Annotated in this window: 22 protein-coding genes and 2 tRNA genes; 11 read left to right on the top strand and 13 right to left on the bottom strand. The window is 47.9% G+C overall.

Annotation, left to right across the window (positions count from 1 at the left end):
- The first annotated feature begins 132 nt into the window (after positions 1-132).
- The 8 genes from tolA (at position 133) to ACO0K3_RS18725 (ending at position 6,900) form a co-directional block, all read left to right on the top strand.
- The gene (gene tolA / locus ACO0K3_RS18760) at positions 133-1,038 is read left to right on the top strand and encodes a cell envelope integrity protein TolA (RefSeq protein ID WP_422987255.1); all 906 of its coding nucleotides are present in this window, start codon (positions 133-135) and stop codon (positions 1,036-1,038) included.
- Positions 1,039-1,044: 6 nt separating this feature from the next.
- Entirely contained in the window at positions 1,045-2,316 is a 1,272-nt protein-coding gene (gene tolB / locus ACO0K3_RS18755; RefSeq protein ID WP_422987253.1) for a Tol-Pal system beta propeller repeat protein TolB, read from the top strand.
- 62 nt (positions 2,317-2,378) lie between these two features.
- A complete protein-coding gene (gene pal, locus ACO0K3_RS18750; RefSeq protein WP_422987252.1) occupies positions 2,379-2,918 on the top strand; it encodes a peptidoglycan-associated lipoprotein Pal in 540 nt (179 codons plus the stop codon).
- A 148-nt stretch (positions 2,919-3,066) separates the two neighbouring features.
- Positions 3,067-3,837 carry a tol-pal system protein YbgF gene (gene ybgF, locus ACO0K3_RS18745; RefSeq protein ID WP_422987250.1) on the top strand — a complete coding sequence of 257 codons (771 nt, stop codon included), beginning with the start codon at positions 3,067-3,069 and terminating at the stop codon, positions 3,835-3,837.
- A gap of 91 nt (positions 3,838-3,928) precedes the next feature.
- Positions 3,929-4,004, top strand: a tRNA-Lys gene (locus tag ACO0K3_RS18740).
- Between the two features lie 115 nt (positions 4,005-4,119).
- A tRNA-Lys gene (locus ACO0K3_RS18735) sits at positions 4,120-4,195 on the top strand.
- A 117-nt stretch (positions 4,196-4,312) separates the two neighbouring features.
- Positions 4,313-5,236 carry a class I SAM-dependent methyltransferase gene (locus tag ACO0K3_RS18730; protein WP_422987248.1) on the top strand — a complete coding sequence of 308 codons (924 nt, stop codon included), beginning with the start codon at positions 4,313-4,315 and terminating at the stop codon, positions 5,234-5,236.
- A 206-nt stretch (positions 5,237-5,442) separates the two neighbouring features.
- Complete coding sequence (locus ACO0K3_RS18725; RefSeq protein ID WP_422987246.1) at positions 5,443-6,900, top strand: Ppx/GppA family phosphatase; 1,458 nt, start codon at positions 5,443-5,445, stop codon at positions 6,898-6,900.
- 271 nt (positions 6,901-7,171) lie between these two features.
- Here ACO0K3_RS18725 and ACO0K3_RS18720 read toward each other — a convergent pair whose 3' ends face one another.
- Positions 7,172-7,747: a GNAT family N-acetyltransferase gene (locus ACO0K3_RS18720; RefSeq protein WP_422987244.1), complete on the bottom strand. Its 576-nt coding sequence runs from the start codon at positions 7,745-7,747 to the stop codon at positions 7,172-7,174.
- Between the two features lie 304 nt (positions 7,748-8,051).
- Here ACO0K3_RS18720 and ACO0K3_RS18715 point away from each other — a divergent pair, with 304 nt between their 5' ends.
- Complete coding sequence (locus ACO0K3_RS18715; protein ID WP_422987242.1) at positions 8,052-8,654, top strand: hypothetical protein; 603 nt, start codon at positions 8,052-8,054, stop codon at positions 8,652-8,654.
- A gap of 207 nt (positions 8,655-8,861) precedes the next feature.
- Here the strand turns inward: ACO0K3_RS18715 and ACO0K3_RS18710 are convergent, their stop codons facing one another.
- From ACO0K3_RS18710 to ACO0K3_RS18675, 8 genes are all read right to left on the bottom strand, one after another.
- Positions 8,862-9,476: an alpha-ketoglutarate-dependent dioxygenase AlkB family protein gene (locus tag ACO0K3_RS18710; RefSeq protein ID WP_422987240.1), complete on the bottom strand. Its 615-nt coding sequence runs from the start codon at positions 9,474-9,476 to the stop codon at positions 8,862-8,864.
- Between the two features lie 23 nt (positions 9,477-9,499).
- Positions 9,500-10,009: a DUF1993 domain-containing protein gene (locus ACO0K3_RS18705; RefSeq protein ID WP_422987238.1), complete on the bottom strand. Its 510-nt coding sequence runs from the start codon at positions 10,007-10,009 to the stop codon at positions 9,500-9,502.
- A 332-nt stretch (positions 10,010-10,341) separates the two neighbouring features.
- Positions 10,342-11,130, bottom strand: coding sequence for a head GIN domain-containing protein (locus tag ACO0K3_RS18700; RefSeq protein WP_422987236.1), 789 nt, complete (start codon positions 11,128-11,130; stop codon positions 10,342-10,344).
- 152 nt (positions 11,131-11,282) lie between these two features.
- Positions 11,283-12,107, bottom strand: coding sequence for a DUF2726 domain-containing protein (locus ACO0K3_RS18695; protein WP_422987234.1), 825 nt, complete (start codon positions 12,105-12,107; stop codon positions 11,283-11,285).
- 328 nt (positions 12,108-12,435) lie between these two features.
- A complete protein-coding gene (gene ypfJ, locus ACO0K3_RS18690) occupies positions 12,436-13,320 on the bottom strand; it encodes a KPN_02809 family neutral zinc metallopeptidase (protein WP_422987232.1) in 885 nt (294 codons plus the stop codon).
- Between the two features lie 61 nt (positions 13,321-13,381).
- The gene (locus tag ACO0K3_RS18685; protein ID WP_422987230.1) at positions 13,382-13,720 is read right to left on the bottom strand and encodes a single-stranded DNA-binding protein; all 339 of its coding nucleotides are present in this window, start codon (positions 13,718-13,720) and stop codon (positions 13,382-13,384) included.
- Between the two features lie 15 nt (positions 13,721-13,735).
- Entirely contained in the window at positions 13,736-14,107 is a 372-nt protein-coding gene (locus ACO0K3_RS18680) for a hypothetical protein (RefSeq protein WP_422987228.1), read from the bottom strand.
- Between the two features lie 135 nt (positions 14,108-14,242).
- Entirely contained in the window at positions 14,243-14,974 is a 732-nt protein-coding gene (locus ACO0K3_RS18675) for a flagellar brake protein (protein ID WP_422987226.1), read from the bottom strand.
- 364 nt (positions 14,975-15,338) lie between these two features.
- Here ACO0K3_RS18675 and ACO0K3_RS18670 point away from each other — a divergent pair, with 364 nt between their 5' ends.
- Together ACO0K3_RS18670 and ACO0K3_RS18665 are read left to right on the top strand one after the other, a co-directional pair.
- Complete coding sequence (locus ACO0K3_RS18670; protein WP_422987224.1) at positions 15,339-15,905, top strand: GNAT family N-acetyltransferase; 567 nt, start codon at positions 15,339-15,341, stop codon at positions 15,903-15,905.
- A 132-nt stretch (positions 15,906-16,037) separates the two neighbouring features.
- Positions 16,038-16,511, top strand: a complete 474-nt coding sequence (locus tag ACO0K3_RS18665; protein WP_422987222.1) for a WbuC family cupin fold metalloprotein — start codon at positions 16,038-16,040, stop codon at positions 16,509-16,511.
- 61 nt (positions 16,512-16,572) lie between these two features.
- Here ACO0K3_RS18665 and ACO0K3_RS18660 read toward each other — a convergent pair whose 3' ends face one another.
- The 4 genes from ACO0K3_RS18660 to ACO0K3_RS18645 all read right to left on the bottom strand — a co-directional run bounded on the left by ACO0K3_RS18660 (position 16,573) and on the right by ACO0K3_RS18645 (position 18,923).
- Positions 16,573-16,749, bottom strand: coding sequence for a hypothetical protein (locus ACO0K3_RS18660; protein WP_422987220.1), 177 nt, complete (start codon positions 16,747-16,749; stop codon positions 16,573-16,575).
- Between the two features lie 212 nt (positions 16,750-16,961).
- On the bottom strand, positions 16,962-17,396 hold the full coding sequence (locus tag ACO0K3_RS18655; RefSeq protein WP_422987218.1) for a hypothetical protein: 435 nt from the start codon (positions 17,394-17,396) through the stop codon (positions 16,962-16,964).
- A gap of 141 nt (positions 17,397-17,537) precedes the next feature.
- Positions 17,538-18,209, bottom strand: coding sequence for a TonB family protein (locus ACO0K3_RS18650; RefSeq protein ID WP_422987216.1), 672 nt, complete (start codon positions 18,207-18,209; stop codon positions 17,538-17,540).
- 360 nt (positions 18,210-18,569) lie between these two features.
- Positions 18,570-18,923 (bottom strand): TfoX/Sxy family protein, encoded by a 354-nt coding sequence (locus ACO0K3_RS18645; RefSeq protein ID WP_422987214.1) that lies wholly within the window; start codon positions 18,921-18,923, stop codon positions 18,570-18,572.
- Between the last annotated feature and the right edge of the window lie 4 nt (positions 18,924-18,927).

Genomic DNA, 18,927 nt, shown 5'->3' with positions numbered 1-18,927 from the left:
TTCCCGACTTCGCTCAGTGATCCCGCTTATAATTTTATTTGCAATGCAATATCCGCTTGAAAATAGCGCTCAGGCAATCATTTGTAGGCCATATCAAGGAACTAAGCAGCAATTGGTGCATCATATAAAGTCATGAAAGAATTTTCCCTGAATATCCCCGCAGACAGATTTCCACGTGAGCCCGGCCAGTGGCGCTCCGTCAGCTTGGCCGCACTGGTGCATTTGTTACTGCTGATTTTTCTATGGGTTGGTGTGCAGTGGCAGAATAAAGAAACAATGGCAGTGGAAGCGGAAGTCTGGGATATGAGCACCAGAGATGCCGCACCCAAACCTGTACCGGTAGAGCCCGTGCCTGAACCTGAAAAAGTGGTGGCGCAGGAAAAACCCGTCGTAAAAGAGCAGCCTGTCGAAGACCCCGAGATCGCCTTGGCGCAAGAAAAAAAGCGTAAGCTCGTCGAAAAGAAAAAACTCGAAGACCAGCAAAAAGCTGAGCGTGAAGAGGCCAGGCGCAAGCAAGAGCAAGAGTTGGTATTGAAAAAAGAAAAAGAGAAACTCGCCGAGCAAAAAATCAAAGCAGAGAAACTGGCGGCAGAAGACGCCGATAAGAAAAAGCTTGCTGACAGCAAAAAACAGCAAAATAAAGAGCAGCTTGCCAGAGAAAAAATGCGCGAAGAAGATATGCGCCGTTTGACCGGACAGGCAACCGCGACAGGCAGCGGCGGCACTGGTGATGCAGCCAAATCAACGGGTAATAATCGCGGCGATCCAAGTTATGCCGCACGTATTGGTACCAAAGTACGTTCAAACACCGTATTTAATGTCCCTGAAACGTCTGGTAACAATCCTACCGTGGAATACCGGATTGAGCTATTGCCCGATGGTTCTCTGCGTGGTCCAATACGAAAGTTAAAATCTTCAGGTGTTCCCGGATTTGATGAAGCAGTGGAAAAAGCGATTGAGAAATCTGCACCTTTCCCGAGAGACAAATCTGGTGAAGTGCCGCCAAGTATTGTGTACGTTCATAGAATGAAAGAATAAACCGGAATGAAGATAGTTTCCTTGATTAAAGTCTTAGGATTGAGCGCTAGCCTGGCCGCTAACGTGGCCTATGCGCAATTGCGGGTTGAGGTATCGGGTGTCGGCTCCACGCAGATTCCGATTGCGATTGCGAGTTTTGCAGATGAAGCTTTAACACCGCAACAAATTACATCCATCATTAAAGACGACCTGACGCGCAGTGGTTATTTTCGTTTGATTGATGTCGGTACGGTCATCACAGAAACCAGCCCGGTCAATTTTGATAACTGGAAGTCGCGTGGTGCCGAGGCGCTAGTCGTCGGTAGTGTGCAGAAGCTGAGTGACGGTCGTTTTGATGTGCGCTACAAATTGCTAGACACCATCAAATCATCGACATTATCCGGGTTTGCAATGGCGACACCGCCAGCCAATACACGCCTGACCGCACATAAAATCGCCGACGATATTTATGAAAAATTGATCGGTGTGCGCGGTGCTTTTTCTACCCGTATTGCTTATGTGACTAAAGCCGGTAATGAATTTCGCCTGGAAGTAGCCGATGCCGATGGTGATGGTACGCAAGTCGCATTGCGCTCGAATGAGCCGATTATTTCACCAGCCTGGTCGCCGGACGGAACTAAGGTAGCCTATGTGTCTTTCGAGGCGAAGAAGCCGGTGATTTATGTACAGAATCTGATCACGCGTGAGCGCACCGTGATTGCAAATTACAAAGGGAGCAACTCTGCACCGGCATGGTCACCGGATGGCAGCAAACTGGCGATTTCATTGTCACGTGATGGCTTAACCCAGATTTATCAGGTGAACGCGAATGGCACGGGATTGCAGCGCTTGACGCAGACCAGCGGTATCGACACTGAGCCACAATTTTCTGCAGATGGGCAATATATTTACTTTCTCAGTGATCGTAGTGGCGGACCGCAAATTTATCGCATGAGTGCTGCGGGAGGTGATGCCAAGCGCGTGACCTTCGGCGGCAGTTATAATATTACTCCTAGGATATCGCCAGACGGAAAAACCCTGGCGTTTATTTCCCGCCGTGAAGGTAAGTTCCAGTTGTACTCACTGGATCTGGCCAGCGGTCAGGAGCAGCGTTTATCCGATACGGTCAAAGACGAATCACCAAGTTTTTCACCGAATGGCAGATACATCATGTACGCCACCGAATCCGGTCGCCGCGGTTCATTAGCGGTAGTCTCGATCGATGGCAGAGTGAAGCAAAAATTGACGGTGCAAGCCGGAGATATTCGGGAGCCCACGTGGGGTCCCTTCATGAAGTAATTGTTGGATTACATTTTTTACCGAAATTTCTAAGTTTTTTAGTTTACAAAAAGGAGAATTACATGCGCTCACCGATCAAATCAACTACCCTCGCATTGCTGTTGACCAGCATCGCTCTGATCACTGCTTGCAGTACGCCGGTCAAACTGGAAGAGCCAGCGAAAGTGGAAGATAAGTCTGCAACTACCACGGTACCAACAACACCGGATACACGTACTGTCAGCACTGTTGATACCGGCTCTGTTGATCCTTTGAATGATCCAAAAGGTGTCCTGGCAAAACGCAGCGTTTACTTTGACTATGACAGCTATGTTGTCAAAGACGAATACAAAGCACTGGTAGAGGCTCACGCTAAATACCTGGTGACAAACAAGGGCCGTAAAATTCTGATCCAGGGCAATACCGATGAGCGCGGTGGTCGTGAATACAATCTGGCTCTCGGTCAAAAACGTGCTGAATCTGTTCGTAAAGCACTAGCTCTGTTAGGCGTACCTGAGGCACAAGTTGAAGCGGTTTCTCTCGGTAAAGAAAAACCAAAAGCAACGGGTAGCGATGAAGCATCATGGGCCGAGAATCGCCGTTCCGATATCGTCTATCAATAATCTGCGGCCGAGGATTGCTCGTAGAGAGCAATCCTCTATTATGTAGATTGACGGCCGTCAGATGTTGTTCAAAATGTCATCTGATCCTCCGCGTAAAGCACTCATTGCTTTCCAGTCTTCTGCTTCAATTCACTAAATTGCCAATCCCATGAAATTGTTTACTTTTCCCCAATCGATGCGGGTGATGACATGCACGATGTTGCTGGCGTCTGCGTTGCCATTGAGTGCCTCTGCAGGCATTTTTGATGACGACGAAGCGCGTAAGGCGATACTGGATTTACGTGCCAAGGTCGATGCCGTCAGTACCAAGTTAGACAATAAACTAGATACAAAAGCCGATAAAAGCAGTGCATTGGAACTGGCAAATCAGATCGAGCAATTGCGCGGTGAGATTGCGAAATTACGTGGTCAAGTAGAAGTCTTGACCAATGATCTCGCAAACACGCAACGTCGTCAGCAAGATTTTTATGTCGATCTTGATAACCGCGTGCGCAAATTAGAACCAAAAAAAATGACGATCGATGGCAAAGAAGCGACGGTCGATATTGGCGAACAACGTGCCTACGATGCCGCGCTGTCCTTGTTTAAAGCGGCAGATTATAAAAATGCGAGTGCAGCATTTACCGCGTTCAATGTGAATTATCCGCAGTCCGCTTATGCAGGCTCTGCGCAGTATTGGCTAGGCAATTCATGGTATGCACAACGTGACTGCAAAAACACGATTTCTTCTTTGCAGCAGTTAGTGAAGAATTACCCTGATCATCCTAAGTCCCCGGATGCAATGCTGAATATTGCGTCTTGTCAGCTTGAATTAAAAGACAAACCGGGTAGCAAAAAAACACTGGAAACAGTGATTGCACAGTACCCTGAGACCGATGCAGCGCAAGCGGCAAAGAGTCGTCTGGCCGCCACAAAATAAGCCTGCGATCCGAGAGAACAGGCTTGCACAGGAAAAAATCCGGCAAGCTCGTTGACAGGGATTATGGAACATACTATAATTTCGTTCTTTCGGGTCGTTAGCTCAGCTGGTAGAGCAGCGGACTTTTAATCCGTTGGTCGCAGGTTCGAATCCCGCACGGCCTACCACGAAATTCGAAAGACTTAGGTGAAAATCTAAGTCTTTTTCATTTATAAGCAAGAGCGTTATTGAATTTGCATTCGTTTTCTGCAGATCGCGCATTGATTATAAACAGCAGTCTTTGGGTCGTTAGCTCAGCTGGTAGAGCAGCGGACTTTTAATCCGTTGGTCGCAGGTTCGAATCCCGCACGGCCTACCAAAGTTACAAGCAAATATAAGGATTCAGGTGTAAGCCTGGATCCTTTTTTGTTTTTTCTGGTGCTGAGAAGTGTCTATACTTATTGCACTGTGCTTATTCCAGTGCGCTAGTCGCACTATGATCCAATTCACCTATCAAGGCCGCCTGATGAAGCATAAGCAGGATAAAAACAAACCTACTCCATTACCGAAGGCTGCCGATAAGCAAGAGCAGCACCACGAGATTCGTCCCGGTCAATCCATTGAGTTGCTCAAGGAGCTGCACATCCTGACGCGTGACGGCAAGATGAATCAGGACAGTCGCCGTAAATTGAAGCAGGTTTATCATCTGTATCAATTTATCGAGCCTCTGTTACAGCAGCTGCGTGAGACTCACGCAGATCTGAGTCTGGTTGACCATGGTGCAGGCAAATCGTATCTCGGTTTTATTCTGTACGATCTGTTTTTTAAGGCAACAGCAGGTCAGGATGCTTCCCGTATCTATGGCATAGAAACGCGTGACGAGCTGGTCAGCAAATCGACGGAACTCGCGCAGCGCCTGGATTTTCCGGGAATGTCATTCCTGAATTTATCTGTTGCAGAATCCATTCGTTCAACACAATTGCCGGATCAGATTGATATTGTGACGGCTTTGCATGCCTGTAATACCGCGACTGACGATGCAATCGAATTTGGCCTAAAAAAGAAAGCAAAATTCATGGTGCTGGTTCCTTGCTGTCAGGCGGAAGTTGCGGCTGAATTGCGCAAACATAAAGCCGATGCAGTCAGGGATAATCCCTTGTCTGAAATGTGGCGTCATCCCATCCACACGCGCGAATTCGGTAGTCAGATCACCAATGTATTACGCTGCCTGCAGCTTGAGGCGCATGGGTATCAGGTGCGTGTGACAGAACTGGTTGGCTGGGAGCACTCGATGAAAAACGAGCTGATCATTGCTGAATATAAAGGCTTACCTGCGAAACGCCCTGCGGAGCGTCTGGCTGAAGTACTAAAAAGTACTGGACTGGAATCTATGCGGGGACGTTTTTTCACTCCCGCATGAGATCGCAGAGACGATTTATTAGCGTAGATAACGTCATTCTGAGGTCATAAATAATGATTAATATCATTTATCAGAATAGTGAGTCAACAGAGAATATCATCTGGACATTCCCTTGATTGATGATGTGGTCCAATCAGTTTTTTGCTAAAAAATTACTTGCTGCATGATGCATTTTGTATCGATACATCTAATTGGAGAGTCGCAGTATGTTTGCAGCCGTTGATCTTGGTTCAAATAGTTTTCGCTTGCATATAGGACGTCATGAAGGTGATGTGATTCGTGTCGTCAAAAGTGCGCGCGACCCTATCCGGCTCGCAGCAGGTCTGGATAGTCAAGGCAACTTAACGGCGGCAGCGATCAAAAGTGCGGTGGATAGTCTGGCGCGTTTTAAACTCATCCTCGACGAGTTCCCTATTGATGCGGTACGGGTTGTCGCGACGAATACGATACGGATTGCCAAAAATGCGGCAGCCCTATTACCTGCAGCTGAAGCGGCGATTGGTTATCCCATAGAAGTGATTTCAGGTGAGGAGGAGGGGCGACTGATTTACATGGGGGTGTCTAATTCCATTGCGATCCCAGGGGAACGTCGCTTAGTTCTGGATATCGGCGGAGGCTCAACCGAAGTCATTCTCGGGCGTGGGCACGAGATCGTTAAAGTCGAATCCTTCAGCATCGGCACAGTCAAACATAGTTCTACTTTTTTCCCGCAAGGGAAAATCACCGAAGCAGGTTTCGAAGCCGCCATCTTATCTGCACGATCCTTGTTTGAAGATGCCGCGCCACCATATCAGCCCGAGCATTGGCGTAACGCCTATGGTTCGTCCGGAACGATACGTGCGATCTCGGATGCACTCTCAAAAAACAGTCTCGGTGACGGCAGCATCACCTTACAAAGCCTGACCACGCTCAAACAGTATTGCGTGCAATGCGGGCAGATCAGTCAGTTGGAATTAAACGGCATCAAACCAGAGCGCGTTGCAATGGTTGTCGGTGGACTGGCGATTTTAATCGGGCTGCTGCAAGAATTTAATATTGATGTACTTCGCCCGATTGAAGCGGGCTTGCGCATGGGCGTGATGTGGGATTTGTATTTGCGCTCAACCAAGCGCGACCGACGTGAGCAGGCGGTGCATAACGCTGCGACTCTATTCCATGCTGATGTGACACGCGCTAATCGCGTAGCCGATATGGTGAAGTCTTTGTATGCACAACTGAAACCTTCCTCTGATACCTATACCCGTCATCTGCACTGGAGTGCGATGCTGCATGAGATTGGCATGGTAGTGTCGCATACGGGCTACCATAAGCACGGCGCCTACATGATTGAGAATGCCGACATGGCCGGATTCACTACCCGTGAACAGCGTGTAATGAGCAAATTGATTTTGAGCCAAAAAGGTAATCTCAGAAAAATCAGCGATAGTTTTGCCGATCTTGATTTCGCCAAAGCGGTACTGGCGCTACGTTTGTCCGTGACTTTTATGCACTCGCGGGTTGAGCTTGATTATGCTGATTTTCGGTTGAAGATGAAAAATAAAATCGAACTCGAAATTCGCCAGGACTGGGTTACCTTGCATCCGACAGTCGCATTCTGGCTGCAAAAGGAAATCGAATGCTGGCGCGAGGTTGGCGTCGAGTTTGTCGTGAAAGCAAATATCTAACCCGAATTTTTCAGTAGGGAACTTCTAAAAACCTCCGTATTGAAAAATTACATCGACAAGACTGACGCAAAAACCAAGACCTTTCACCACCGAAGTACAGAGACACAGAGACACAGAGAAAAGACAAGAGTAAGTGACAAAGAGTGTTTAGAATTTACCATTGGAGGGCTATTGTTTCGCCGACACCTGAGTGGTGCGGTGCTCTGCGGAGTAATGCCATCACGATACGCAATTACCGCTGTCCTTGTGGCACAACTGGGTCAATTCACTTTTATTTTTTCTGAAAATCGTGGTCCAGTAAGCCGTAGTAGTTCATGTCAACGTAACGTTGATTTTTCCATGCAACTTCTCTGCGGCATCCTTCCAGCTGAAATCCCAGTTTCAATAAAAGTTCGCTACTTGCCTTATTTGCGCTCTCAACTTCTGCTTCGACTCTGTGTAATTGTCCTGCGCTAAATGCGTGAACTAGCATGGTTCGTAAGCATTCTTGCATCACACCTTGACGCCAGTAATCGGGGTGTAGCCAATAGCCGAGGTCGGCGTTGTGATTGTCCTTATCCCACTCATAGAGCCCGCAAGCACCAATTAATTGATCCGGCATCCCGCATGGACATATTGCCCACCAGCGGCCAGTCTGCTCTGCTTCTAAATGCTGATACCACTCGATTTGCTCTTGTGTCGCAATCAGACTGTCATAAGAAATACCATAATAAGCAATCACTTTTGGGTGGGATAAGCCTTTAAAAATATTGCCGATATCGTCTTGTACGATTTGCCTGAGAACAAAGCGTTGCGAATGCAATTCAGGGAAATAGCCTTCGGATTTTTGTGATGTAGAAGCTGCCATGCCTGATCCGTTAGTCGTGATGTTTTTATGTCCGCCTCAAACAGAGGGTGTCATTTCTTACATAGTGTATCGGTATGTAAAACCTTAGCCTGTTTTTGTATCGCTTAAGTATCGCGGCACTATCATCCCGTAAAAAAATGTAATAGTCCTCAATATGATGCTGAGGGCGGACTATATTGGCATTGCTTCATTTTACTTTTCTTGATCCCACTCCCAAAGTGGTTTATGGCTACGCCTCTTATGGCGTAGCTTTTTTTTGCCCGGTTTTGGGCGTCTTTTCTTTCATCTTATCAGGAGCAGCAAGATGTCCTTGCCACTTTCCCGCTTTCCTCTCAAATTTGCAGCTTGCATTGTATTTGCGTGCGCGTTGCTCTCTTTCGTCAAACCTGTACTAGCGATTCCTGTATCGGATTTTCGTGCGGAAGATGCATTACCAATTTTCGAGGAAGTTAAAAAAAATCTTAGCTTAAGTGCCAATCAGCAGTTGCTGTGGCAGCAGACCGAAGCCAAGGTGCGCACTATTATCCGCACACGCGAGGCTCGCCGTCGTAACGTGCAAGAATCCATTAAAAATGGCATGCAAAACAAAAATACCGAATTACGTGACCTCGCAAAAGTGATGGATCAGGATGAGTTGATTTCTTTGCAGGAGAATCAGCAGCTCAGGGAACTATGGATGACCATGCATGATGCTTTGGACGATAAGCAGAATGAGATTGTCATGAGTTTGCTGATGGAGCAATTGACGCGCGTAGCTGACCAGCCGAGAGACTCACACGCTGGTGGTGACGGACAGAAGCAAGGTGGCGGACGTCGCGGCGGTAAAGGTGGGCCGGGCGGGCAAAGTGGCGGCGGTATGCCTGGTGGATCCGGTGGTATGAATCAGGGTGTGCCGGGTGCTGACTAGCAGCCAACAGCTTAAACCGTGATTCTCCATCCGACCGCGATCACTTCTAACAATGCAGATGCTATGCGGCTGTCAAAGGAACAACATGACCGCTGTTCCGGTCGAAAATCCGGGTTAAATATCGTAGAGATTTTTGTGCTTCCAAAAACTATTGCGCTTATTTCATAAGGCTCTTGAAGGATAAAGTGCCGGAGAACCGCATAAATACTAGCGCAATATAGTTCTGAACGTGAGATTAATACGCGGTGTGTGCAATCGGCTTTCTTTTGGAACGGCATGCTCCCATTTACTCTGAAGCTGGCCTGACATGAGTAGTACGCTGCCGTTGCTTAGGGCGATGGTCAGCGGTTTTTGCATGGGATTTGTTTTGTGTCTGAGTTTGAAGCGACGCGTGTCACCCAGGCTCAGGGAGGCAATGACGGGCGACGGACCGAGTTCCGGTTCGTCATCACTATGCCAGCCAACACTGTCATGCTGGTCGCGATACAGATTGAGTAAGACGCTGTTATAGGACTGTTTTGTCAGCTCTTCTATGGCGCGTTTAATGGCTAGCAGCGTTGGCGTCCAAGGGTAGGGGTCAAGTGCCAATCCCGAATATTCATAGCTACTTTGTTTGTCACCATACCATGCAGTCAAGCGTGGTTGCAGATGTGTTTTTCCCCATACGGTGATGGGGTCTTGTCGCCACGGAGTGGAATTGAGTAGCTCGTGAAATAAGTCCGTTGCATATTCTGCCGCATAAAATTGATGTGCAAATGCCAGCTCACCATCGACGATCGTCAGTTGCTCCAGTGTTGTTGGCGCAGAAAAAAGATCATGCATGGTAGCTGGCAAATAGTTTAATTTTAGTAGGCGCCCATGTAGTCTTTTTTGCCGATTTCAATACCGTTGTGACGCAGCAGTGAATATGCCGTCGTTACATGGAAAAAGAATTGTGGCAAGCCATAGGCCAGCAGGTAATTTTGACCGCTGAGTTTTTTTTCTTTCGGCGTGCCAGGACGTAATACGATATCAAGCTCTTCGCTGCCGTCAAATTGTGCCGGTGTCAGCGTGTCGAGTAGTGCCAGTGTTTTTGTGATGCGCGCTTGCAGGTCTGCAAAGCTTTGTTCATTGTCTTCGTAGGATGGGACCTCAATACGAGCAAGACGAGCAGAGACGCTTTTCGCAAAGTCGGCTGCTATCTGGATCTGGCGGGTGAATGACAGCATGTCTGGAAACAGACGTGACTGCAACAAAGCCGAAGGTTCGATATTTTTTGCCGTCGCGTGTGCCTCGGCTTTTGCCAGAACGTCGCTTAAGCTCAAAAGCATTTGGCGGAACACGGGTACAGAGGCGGCATACATAGAAATCGTCATAGGAACTCCTGAAAAAGTGATGGCAGCGGGATGTTGTTGCGACTGATATTGCGACGATTGGCATGCAGCAACACAGCGTCTCTTCGCAAAGCATGATGATTATAGTGAGTTACCAGAAAGCGCGTGTGAGGGGGCTGAATTTTGCTTGATCAGTGCCGCTAGAAGACTTACATAAAACTGCTGGGACGATCTTACCGTATCTTGCCGGAATTATTGTGCGTCAGTTCAGCAATAAAAAAATCGCTGAGACAATTCAATTGCCTCAGCGATTTTTTGACGACGGGTATAGTGCAATATGGCATATGGCACGGACTAGCTACCGCTCATGTCTGTCAGGATGGGAAATTTCCCACACGTACAACGCTGCCGGAGCCGCCTATACTTTTGCTCACTTGTGGATCGCCGTAATAGCTGACAGTGCCGGATCCGCCGATGCTGACTTTTAAATTATCTTTGGTCGCAGTGCTGACCTTGCCTGATCCACCTATACTGATTTTGGCATCATTGACTTTGAGCGCTGCACCGTCGATAGAGCCAGAGCCGCCTATGCTCATAGACACGGTTGATGCTGCACCAGCGACTTTAAAGCTACCGCTGCCGCCAATCGATAATGCCAGACTATCGGTCGCCAGACTGCTCAGATTCACCGCACCCGAACCTGCGACGGTTACCCGCAGTTTAGTCGATTGCAGCTTGTCCGCATGAACGGTACCAGAACCACCGACATCCAGTTCGTCAATCTGTTTTAGGCGGATCACGATCTTCATGGTCTTGGTGTCGAAATTCGTGTTTTTTTCGACAGGACGAATTTTAAGCGTGCCATTGTCCACGATGGTTTCAATCAGCGCGAGCAGGTTATCGTCGGTTTCAATAGAAATACCCTCACTGCTTCCTTGCTGTAACTCCACATTGGCGGGCAGACCCACGCTGATGGAAGTGAATTGACTGACGGCACGGTTTTCCATTTGTACCTTACCTGATCCGGCAATCTTCTTACCTGATGCCCAGTTCCAGCTCCAATCTGCGGCACTCGTAGCTGGAGTATAAGTTGCCAGTCCAATTGCGCCGAATGCCAGGCCAATGACGCAAACACGATGCGCAAAACGAGTCAGAGTAGTCATGTTGTTTCCTTATAGGTGAGATCGAACAATGCCGTCGCAGTATGCAGAAAGAGGTAGCGAGCTGCTAGGTGTTTGCGATGAAATGGTTTTATCGCGGTGCAGAACGTCATGAATCTGGATAGACGGTGGTGACAATTCAGGGGCAATCGCGATCAGCGATTAATAAATGCCGTATCCCAAGTCGTCCTTGGTGCTGCTTTGTCCAGGTGTCGTTCGTTTTCTGCTTGAATACTGGCGATTTCAACCAGTACTTCGTTCGGAAATCCTACTCTGTCCTCGCCTGGACCTTGAATCACCAGAGAGGTCAGATAGCGCTTCAGGTGCATAGGCTCATTACAGAACAGGCAAATGCGCTGCCATAAATGGGGATAAGCCGTTTTAATATATCTATTTGGTGTTAGCCGCTCAATATCATTAATCGACATGGCAACGATGTTGCTCGGTGTCGGATGCGACGAGTAGATTGCCTGAACTGTATCTGGGTTCGGTGGTGTAGTCGTTGCCGCTATTTGCTGGTTGCGCATAATCGTGCTGGCAGCGATATCCGGCTTGGGAGCGGCGATGCTTGAGAAGGGTGCTAAGGTGCGTAATATCTGATCGAAAATCGGCAGCGACTGTCTCTCCCAACGGATAGTCTTGATCCCTGCAGCTTTAAAAAAAGCCTCATTGGTCAGGTACTTGCCATCATCACCGAGCTCTTCGTTAAGCTCGATAACACACAGTAGGCTCATGCTCGCGTCAAAGATCGCATAGTCTATTTTTCTATCTTCGAGATCGGCTTGTTCTGTACGTCGTAATTTAGCATCCGTACTCATCGGTTCAAGCAAGTCGATCAGGTCCACTTTCGGAAAAATATAACAATTCGGCAGAGCACGACGCAAGCGTCCGAAAAAAACTTGTTCTTCTTTTTCAAAGAAGGGTTTTTCTTCATACGCTGCGGTCGTATTTTTATTTTTCTTGAAAGGGAAAGAAAACATCAATCAGCCTTATGTTCAAAGTAGCATGCGGAGCATTTGCACAATCTGAGCTGCATCTTTTGTCAGCCGGTACCAAGTTCCATATGTCTTCACGATCATGTTCAGATTTGTTGTCTCGAACCGCGTTCAAGCTTTATCTTGAGACTATATGTTTGATGAATGATGTGTCGATTTGTCGCAAATAGTGAATGCAATTTTGATCTTTTTTTGTAAAAAAGGCAAGCTTTGCATTGTATAAATACTACTTCTGAAGCGAAATTCAGGTTAAATAATGTTAAAAAATATTTAAAAACGATTTAAAAATCTAGTGAATATTGAGATCGTCAATTTACAACTGCTTAGTCTGAAACGTATCGCATTGCTCCATTTTTCCGTTTTCTAATCCCCGGCTAAACCAGCGCACCCTTTGCTCCGAACTACCATGGGTGAAGGAGTCTGGGACAACCTGTCCCTGGGCTTTGCGTTGCAGCGCATCGTCACCGATGGCGGTCGCTGCATTCAGAGCGGTTTCTACATCTCCTTTTTCCAGAATGCTACGCGCCTGATTCGCATGAAAAGCCCAGACTCCGGCAAAACAATCCGCCTGCAACTCCATTCTGACGGAAAGGGCGTTCCCTTGTATCAGCGAGGCGCGAGCGCGAGCATCATGTACTTTTTCAGAGATGCCCAGCAGATTTTGTATATGATGGCCGACCTCATGCGCAATCACATAAGCTTGAGCGAACTCCCCGCTGACGTTAAACCGGTCACGCATCAATCGATAAAAACTCAGATCGATATACACCTTACTGTCAGACGGACAGTAAAAAGGTCCCGTCGCTGACTCGCCTTTACCGCAGGCGGTAGACGTGAGATTGTCAAAAATAACCAGATGCGGCGCTGTATATTGCGCGCTTCTGGCACGAAATAATTCGGTCCAGACATCTTCCGTATCAGCCAGTACCGTGCGTACAAACTTGGTTTCTCTGTCATTGGCAGCAGGCCGATTCTGGTGAGCCGGCTGGTTTGTTGACACCTGCCCACCACTACCGCCACTTAATAAACTCAATACCGTCAGAGGATTCACACCAAAAAAGTATGAGGCCACTAAAGCGATGACGATGGAGCCGATACCGATATGACGACCGCCTAAGCCACCGCCGCCACCTCCTGTATTTTCATCACCGCGGCGGTCTTCCACATTATCGCTTTCGCGATTACCTTCCCATTTCATACGGATCCTTCCAGTGCAATTTAGATGCAAGGGTGTTTAAAGTATATTTATTAAAGTGTATTTAATTAAGGTCATCGACTTGCAAAGCCTCACGTTTTTTCTGTACGTCATACACGGTCAGCATCGCATGCGCAATCAAGTCTACAGCAGGCCGGGTATTGCCTTGCTTGTCTTCCCATATCTTAGGTGTCAAAGCGCCTGAGAGTGAGATCGCGTCACCATCACCTAATGCGAGCAGGGCGTCTTGTAAATCGTCGTCGAACGCAATCACGTTACAAAAAATAGTATCCCCGTCAGCAAGCGCAACGCGCAGCTTACAAGTGACATAATGGCTGCCTGACTGGCCTTGCCGTTGCTGTGCCTGACCGTACAACCTGCCAGCGATGAGTGCATCTATCACATGAACCTTTGTGTGTTATTTAAGTAATTGAAAAAAGTGCTCAGATTTTCTGACGATACGTTTGGATGCTGTCCCGAACAGGTCATGGGTTTCTTGTAGCACGTACTCGTTGATATCTTTCAGATGAAAAATGATTCCGCGAAAATTCGTGCCTAAGTAATCAAATGGAGCAAGTTTAGTTTTGACTGGAATATCGCTCGCCAGCAAGTTGCGTAATTTACGTTCCAGATCGTATAAAGATTTTTCATCAAAAGAGACCGTAGTACCTTTGGGAGTAGGGAAGCTCGTAGAAAACGAGGAGTTTTGTCCCATGGGATTTTTGATGGTAATTCTCACGCCGAGCTTTAAGAATTTCGCTGTCGCAAAAAAGTCATTATCATCGTACATGCAATCTCCTCATTTTTTATAGTAAAACAGATCGTTCAAAGACTTGCCAGCGGTCGACAATTTTCTGTCACTGTTGCAGCCTGTGCACTAACAGAATCCACTTACATGGCAGATTCAGGGACTTTATCCGTTCGTCTAGATCATCAGCAATTTACGCCGCTCATATTCCGTTTTAATAATAAACCGCTGAATAGCCACTTCCATCGCATGCGGTAATTTAAAAAACTTCACCCCGATCCGGTAGCGTCCGTGTCCATCTCTGCTGATCAATGTCACGTGCCTGATGTGACCGGCGCAGGTCAAGATCGTTTTATCTGACAGAGGTATCTCAAGCTGCATGATTTTATCGTCTGCGCGTACTGATGGCAGTCCGGTTATGGTTGCCCCAAAACCTCCAACGCTCAGGTCATGCATGACCAGATCATGGATTTTTGTCCCGTCTTCCATGAATAAAGCTACTTTGAGCGGATTAGCCACCGGTAATAAATTCCGGTAGGTCTCGCGTCGCTGCAGCCGGATAATACGTTCAGGCAAAGGCACCCAGAACGCCTGATGCTCGCCCCACATGAAACGGTTAGGCTGTAATCCTGTGAATTGCACGCGGATACCATCAGGCATGGCAACAAACGCACAGGTCGCGCTTTTGGGGAGAAGCTTATTGGCCCTCTCGTCACCACCCAGATCAAAAATCAAGGCTTCAGCGCGCGCCTCCAGCAACATGCTAAGGATGAATTCCTGACCACCGTTAAAATAAACAGTGACGGGCTCTCTGCGGTGGATGAGATCATTGAATACATTCAATATCTCCATCTTACCGAGCAAAAAATAGCGATCCTCAATTTCGTCGTTGCTCAAGGACGCCGACATGGATTTTTCTCCAAATAATGATGTATATGAAAATACTCTCTGGGAGTAAAGAGGTCAATACCGTTTGGCTGTATATGTAACAAGACGCTAAGTATCAGACCCCGAATTTCACCGCTTGATTGCGCAGACGCACCACCTTTACCCCGTCTTGGCAAAAATGGCGTCAAAGGAACCAAAGGAACCAAAGGAACCAAGGAGACAACGCCGAAAGTAAAAGTAGCAGCTGCCTGTAAGTCAACAGGTAAAAGTGGTGCTCGTCGTTAGAAATGGCGGCATGGACTGATACACTATTGTCAGTGCATTACGCGCTGACAATTTCCCCGTATTCTTATCGTTTACGGCTTATGAACAGGAGACCATTCACATGATCAAAGGTAGTTGCTTTCATTTACGTCACGTTCGTAAGGAGGATGTTCCCGAACTGATCACTCTGATGAATTCGGCCGAAGCCAAAGGTGAATTTCTGTCGCTTGAGGTGATGTTGCCTGGCGCATTGGAAAAAAAGTTTGAGGCCGAATCCCAGTCCAAAGACGTCAGTGAGAGCTTCCTCATTATTGACGGGCATGAGGTGAATCAGGGTGCGAAGAAGGACACAATACTTGGCCGCGTTTTTCACTTCAAGACTGTGCCTTACTTTAATTCCCGTGAAATTGGCTATGGCATGTTCATCAGCAAGATGCGAGGTAAAGGTATCATGACCGAAGCGGTTCAGTTACTGACTGACTACCTGTTTAACACCACGCTGCTCAACCGGCTGGAGATTCATATGCATGTCGATAATATCGCCTCAGAAAAAGTCGCCATCAATTGTGGTTATCTGAAAGAAGGTATCGCTCGCGGCGCCGCCTTCAGCCGCGGCAAGCATATTGATATTACGATGTATGCCTTGTTGCGTAGTGATTGGGAGCAATTGAATCGGTCTAAACCTTAGTCACACACAAAGTCATCGTACTCCCGATCTGATTACTGATTTAATTTTGATCAGATCTCGGTACCGGATCAGCATCCATCGCCGGACAAATAACAGATGTATCTATTTTGACGAATACAGAGATATTTTAATATGACCCGTTTAATCACCCAGCACACCTTGGCCGAGTTGACGCATGCTGCCAAAGAGAGTCCGCGCTTGCGTAAAAATTTGAATTTTCACACCAGTAATGACAGTGCTTGTCACCGGTTGTTAAACGCCTTAGAACCCGGTACCTACGTCGCCCCACATCGTCATTTGCATACAGAAAAAGATGAGACCATGATGGTGATTCGCGGTAGCTTCGGCGTGCTGTTATTTGATGAGCATGGTGTGATAAGCGAGACCGTCGTACTCTCGCAAACCCGGGGCAGTTTTGGCATCACCATCCCAGCCGGTGTGTTTCACAGCATGGTAGCCCTCGAAAGTGGTTCGATATTTTTTGAGAGTAAAGCCGGACCCTATGCCGCTTTAGCTGAAGAAGAGAAGGCGCAATGGGCACCAGCCGAAGGTGATCCCGCCTGCGTCGTCTATCTGCAAAATATGACAGCGCAATTTGCCGAGTAATCATCAGTCAGTTGGAGTTTGGAAGTGCGCCGGTAATTCAAGAGTGATCGCTGCATTGAGATCAGTTATTTCCGGTCTTACCTTTACATGAATGGCAGTCAGGATCCTCGCTAGCTGCGGGGATTTTTTCTATGACAATGACGTTCTTGTCCATCGGTACAAGGACCTGTGATTTGACCATCTGCTCAGCAACTGCTTTACGCGGCCGTACCGGTTGTGGATGATGTAACCAAAACATAGCTTGTCCTTTGTCGGATGAGTAACTGAGATGGGGCGTCCATAATCGAATACAAGTCCCATCCAGATTATGCTTGCCTGATGTCGATGTGTGGGGCACGTCGGTACGCGTCCTGCTGATGAGGGAGGTCACTAAACCATCTTTTCTGCTTATCGATCCTATCGCAGTCTAAGCATGGCTATCAGGTATTCGCCTGCATGTGCGAATATTGATTAATGAGCTGGCTTGGTCCGCTCAATAAATGCCGCATGCGGATAGTCTGCCGGTGCAAAAGGAAAGCCTTTCGACGTCAGCCATGCGCAGGCTTCTTGCATATCGGAAAAGTAATGCACCAGATGTTCCGGTAAGTTACCGGTCTGTCGCTGATGGATTGCCAGGCGCATCTGATCAGGCACGATGACGGCCAGGCAGACGCAACCGTGCTGGAAAGCCCATTCACGCATTTGCGGAAAAGCCTGCAGGGATGAGGCGCTGGACATTTCCCAATGCGCTGCATTGGTGAGCCCGGCCCACGGCGTGCCTACCGGCGCTTTTTCTTGTGTGTCACGAAAGCAGGCCAGAGTGCCTTGCTCATTGAAGCTGCCAGCGGTGGTGCGGACCAACACGTTACGAACGAGGGAAATCTCCCATTCACCATGTATTTTCATTGGCTAAATTTGTACGGGTTAGGTACATACTGAGTACAGAATAAGGCATTATTGTACTCAGTTTGTTCAACGCTTGCCGTTGCCGTCCCAGTGCTGATCACCTGAGGCAACTGTCAAAATCAGGCTGTGTAATCAGAGCAATTATTGAACGGGAGTTTTAGGGAACAAGCGCAAAGAAACTGGCGCACTGAGTTTTTTCTGGTCACGGCTTGCTGCTTTGAATTTACAGGTTTTGACCAATTCTACGCTGGCTCTGTCCAGCTCTGGTTTGCCGCTCCCCCATTCCAGCGAAAAACGCCCTGGCATCCCGATGTCCGAGATATACGCGCCAACCACAATGCCCCGGCCACGTTCTTTATCGTTGGCAAAGCGTACCAGCTCAGATTCGGCACAGCTTTCTGGGATCAGTTCAGGCTGATATTCAATCGCGCCCTCGTAAAACCATTTATACGCAACGACCTTCGTCACTTTTTTATTCGGTGCCGTTGCCGTTAGCTGACAGCCCATGATCGTACTGCTGATCGTATCGTCAAGTATGCGCCACCCGCTACTTTTCAGAATATTGATTCCCTCAATTTTGCCACTCTCATCAATAGTGAGGCCGATGATGGAATTGCCCTGAAAGGCATTGCGTAGCGCAACCTTAGGATATTCCGGCTTGCGGCAGCGGCTCAACAGATCAAAATCAGGGCGGCTATCTGGCGTTTCTGTAGCTGATGCTGGCGCCGCTATGGTCGCCGCGTCTTGAGCATACGACAGAGTCGTCACGCTGATCAGGAGGGCGCTTAGGAAATTTTTTATTAGTTGAGGCATTCAGAGCTCGCTTTATCCCTGCGCGGGATTGGGGTGGTTGGGATTGGTCGCATCGCCACCGATGAAAATGGTACCGCGATGCATTGTTATTGAGTAATGATTAACAAAAATCAACGCAAATAGTATCCCACAATAAATATTGTGTTTCAATCAATTTATTTCTTTGATGATAAGTAATATGTGAGTTGACCGAGCTGCATACCGCCGCTACGGCCGCATATATTCGTGCGTAGCCTAAACAGCGACTACTTGCCGAGCCGAATAATGGTCTTAACACATCCTCACCGATGTAATGCGTCCTGACAGATGCTTTGTGGCGATGCTCTGGGCTTTGCGTGCGAGCTCAGGCGTTGCCTGATTTTATGAAGTCTTCGCTGCAGACGGTTTCTGCTTTTTTACTTTTTTCACCGGAGCAGGTAACGCTGCGACGGTACAGAGCGCAAGCTGGCATAGACGCTCGCGGTCTTCCCACATATCAGCGTCCAGCAAAAACCAGGGCTTGGCCGAGGGGTAGGGTGGTGCTTCGGTTACCGTGCCGAGAAAAGCACGTCCGGCACCCGTCGGTTTGATAAATAATTGATCATCGCAAATGACGGCAAACATTTTTTCCGATAAATACAGGCCATATTCGCCAAACATACGTTTTGCCGTGACGGTGCCACAGCCACTCAACTGATCGACAATAAATTGAACACTGCTCGCCTGACTTGCCATGGTG

This window comes from Undibacterium sp. Rencai35W (assembly GCF_049340185.1).
Taxonomy (GTDB): domain Bacteria; phylum Pseudomonadota; class Gammaproteobacteria; order Burkholderiales; family Burkholderiaceae_D; genus Undibacterium.
The sequence above is the reverse complement of the archived record's forward strand: the minus strand, read 5'-3'. Positions and strand labels throughout refer to the sequence as shown.

Excerpts from the sequence above, each read along its gene's own strand:
- tolA (WP_422987255.1), top strand. The coding sequence starts at position 133 with ATGAAAGAATTTTCCCTGAATATCCCCGCAGACAGATTTCCACGTGAG.
- tolB (WP_422987253.1), top strand. The coding sequence starts at position 1,045 with ATGAAGATAGTTTCCTTGATTAAAGTCTTAGGATTGAGCGCTAGCCTG.
- pal (WP_422987252.1), top strand. The coding sequence starts at position 2,379 with ATGCGCTCACCGATCAAATCAACTACCCTCGCATTGCTGTTGACCAGC.
- ybgF (WP_422987250.1), top strand. The coding sequence starts at position 3,067 with ATGAAATTGTTTACTTTTCCCCAATCGATGCGGGTGATGACATGCACG.
- ACO0K3_RS18730 (WP_422987248.1), top strand. The coding sequence starts at position 4,313 with ATGATCCAATTCACCTATCAAGGCCGCCTGATGAAGCATAAGCAGGAT.
- ACO0K3_RS18725 (WP_422987246.1), top strand. The coding sequence starts at position 5,443 with ATGTTTGCAGCCGTTGATCTTGGTTCAAATAGTTTTCGCTTGCATATA.
- ACO0K3_RS18720 (WP_422987244.1), bottom strand. The coding sequence starts at position 7,747 with ATGGCAGCTTCTACATCACAAAAATCCGAAGGCTATTTCCCTGAATTG.
- ACO0K3_RS18715 (WP_422987242.1), top strand. The coding sequence starts at position 8,052 with ATGTCCTTGCCACTTTCCCGCTTTCCTCTCAAATTTGCAGCTTGCATT.
- ACO0K3_RS18710 (WP_422987240.1), bottom strand. The coding sequence starts at position 9,476 with ATGCATGATCTTTTTTCTGCGCCAACAACACTGGAGCAACTGACGATC.
- ACO0K3_RS18705 (WP_422987238.1), bottom strand. The coding sequence starts at position 10,009 with ATGACGATTTCTATGTATGCCGCCTCTGTACCCGTGTTCCGCCAAATG.
- ACO0K3_RS18700 (WP_422987236.1), bottom strand. The coding sequence starts at position 11,130 with ATGACTACTCTGACTCGTTTTGCGCATCGTGTTTGCGTCATTGGCCTG.
- ACO0K3_RS18695 (WP_422987234.1), bottom strand. The coding sequence starts at position 12,107 with ATGTTTTCTTTCCCTTTCAAGAAAAATAAAAATACGACCGCAGCGTAT.
- ypfJ (WP_422987232.1), bottom strand. The coding sequence starts at position 13,320 with ATGAAATGGGAAGGTAATCGCGAAAGCGATAATGTGGAAGACCGCCGC.
- ACO0K3_RS18680 (WP_422987228.1), bottom strand. The coding sequence starts at position 14,107 with ATGTACGATGATAATGACTTTTTTGCGACAGCGAAATTCTTAAAGCTC.
- ACO0K3_RS18675 (WP_422987226.1), bottom strand. The coding sequence starts at position 14,974 with ATGTCGGCGTCCTTGAGCAACGACGAAATTGAGGATCGCTATTTTTTG.
- ACO0K3_RS18670 (WP_422987224.1), top strand. The coding sequence starts at position 15,339 with ATGATCAAAGGTAGTTGCTTTCATTTACGTCACGTTCGTAAGGAGGAT.
- ACO0K3_RS18665 (WP_422987222.1), top strand. The coding sequence starts at position 16,038 with ATGACCCGTTTAATCACCCAGCACACCTTGGCCGAGTTGACGCATGCT.
- ACO0K3_RS18660 (WP_422987220.1), bottom strand. The coding sequence starts at position 16,749 with ATGTTTTGGTTACATCATCCACAACCGGTACGGCCGCGTAAAGCAGTT.
- ACO0K3_RS18655 (WP_422987218.1), bottom strand. The coding sequence starts at position 17,396 with ATGAAAATACATGGTGAATGGGAGATTTCCCTCGTTCGTAACGTGTTG.
- ACO0K3_RS18650 (WP_422987216.1), bottom strand. The coding sequence starts at position 18,209 with ATGCCTCAACTAATAAAAAATTTCCTAAGCGCCCTCCTGATCAGCGTG.
- ACO0K3_RS18645 (WP_422987214.1), bottom strand. The coding sequence starts at position 18,923 with ATGGCAAGTCAGGCGAGCAGTGTTCAATTTATTGTCGATCAGTTGAGT.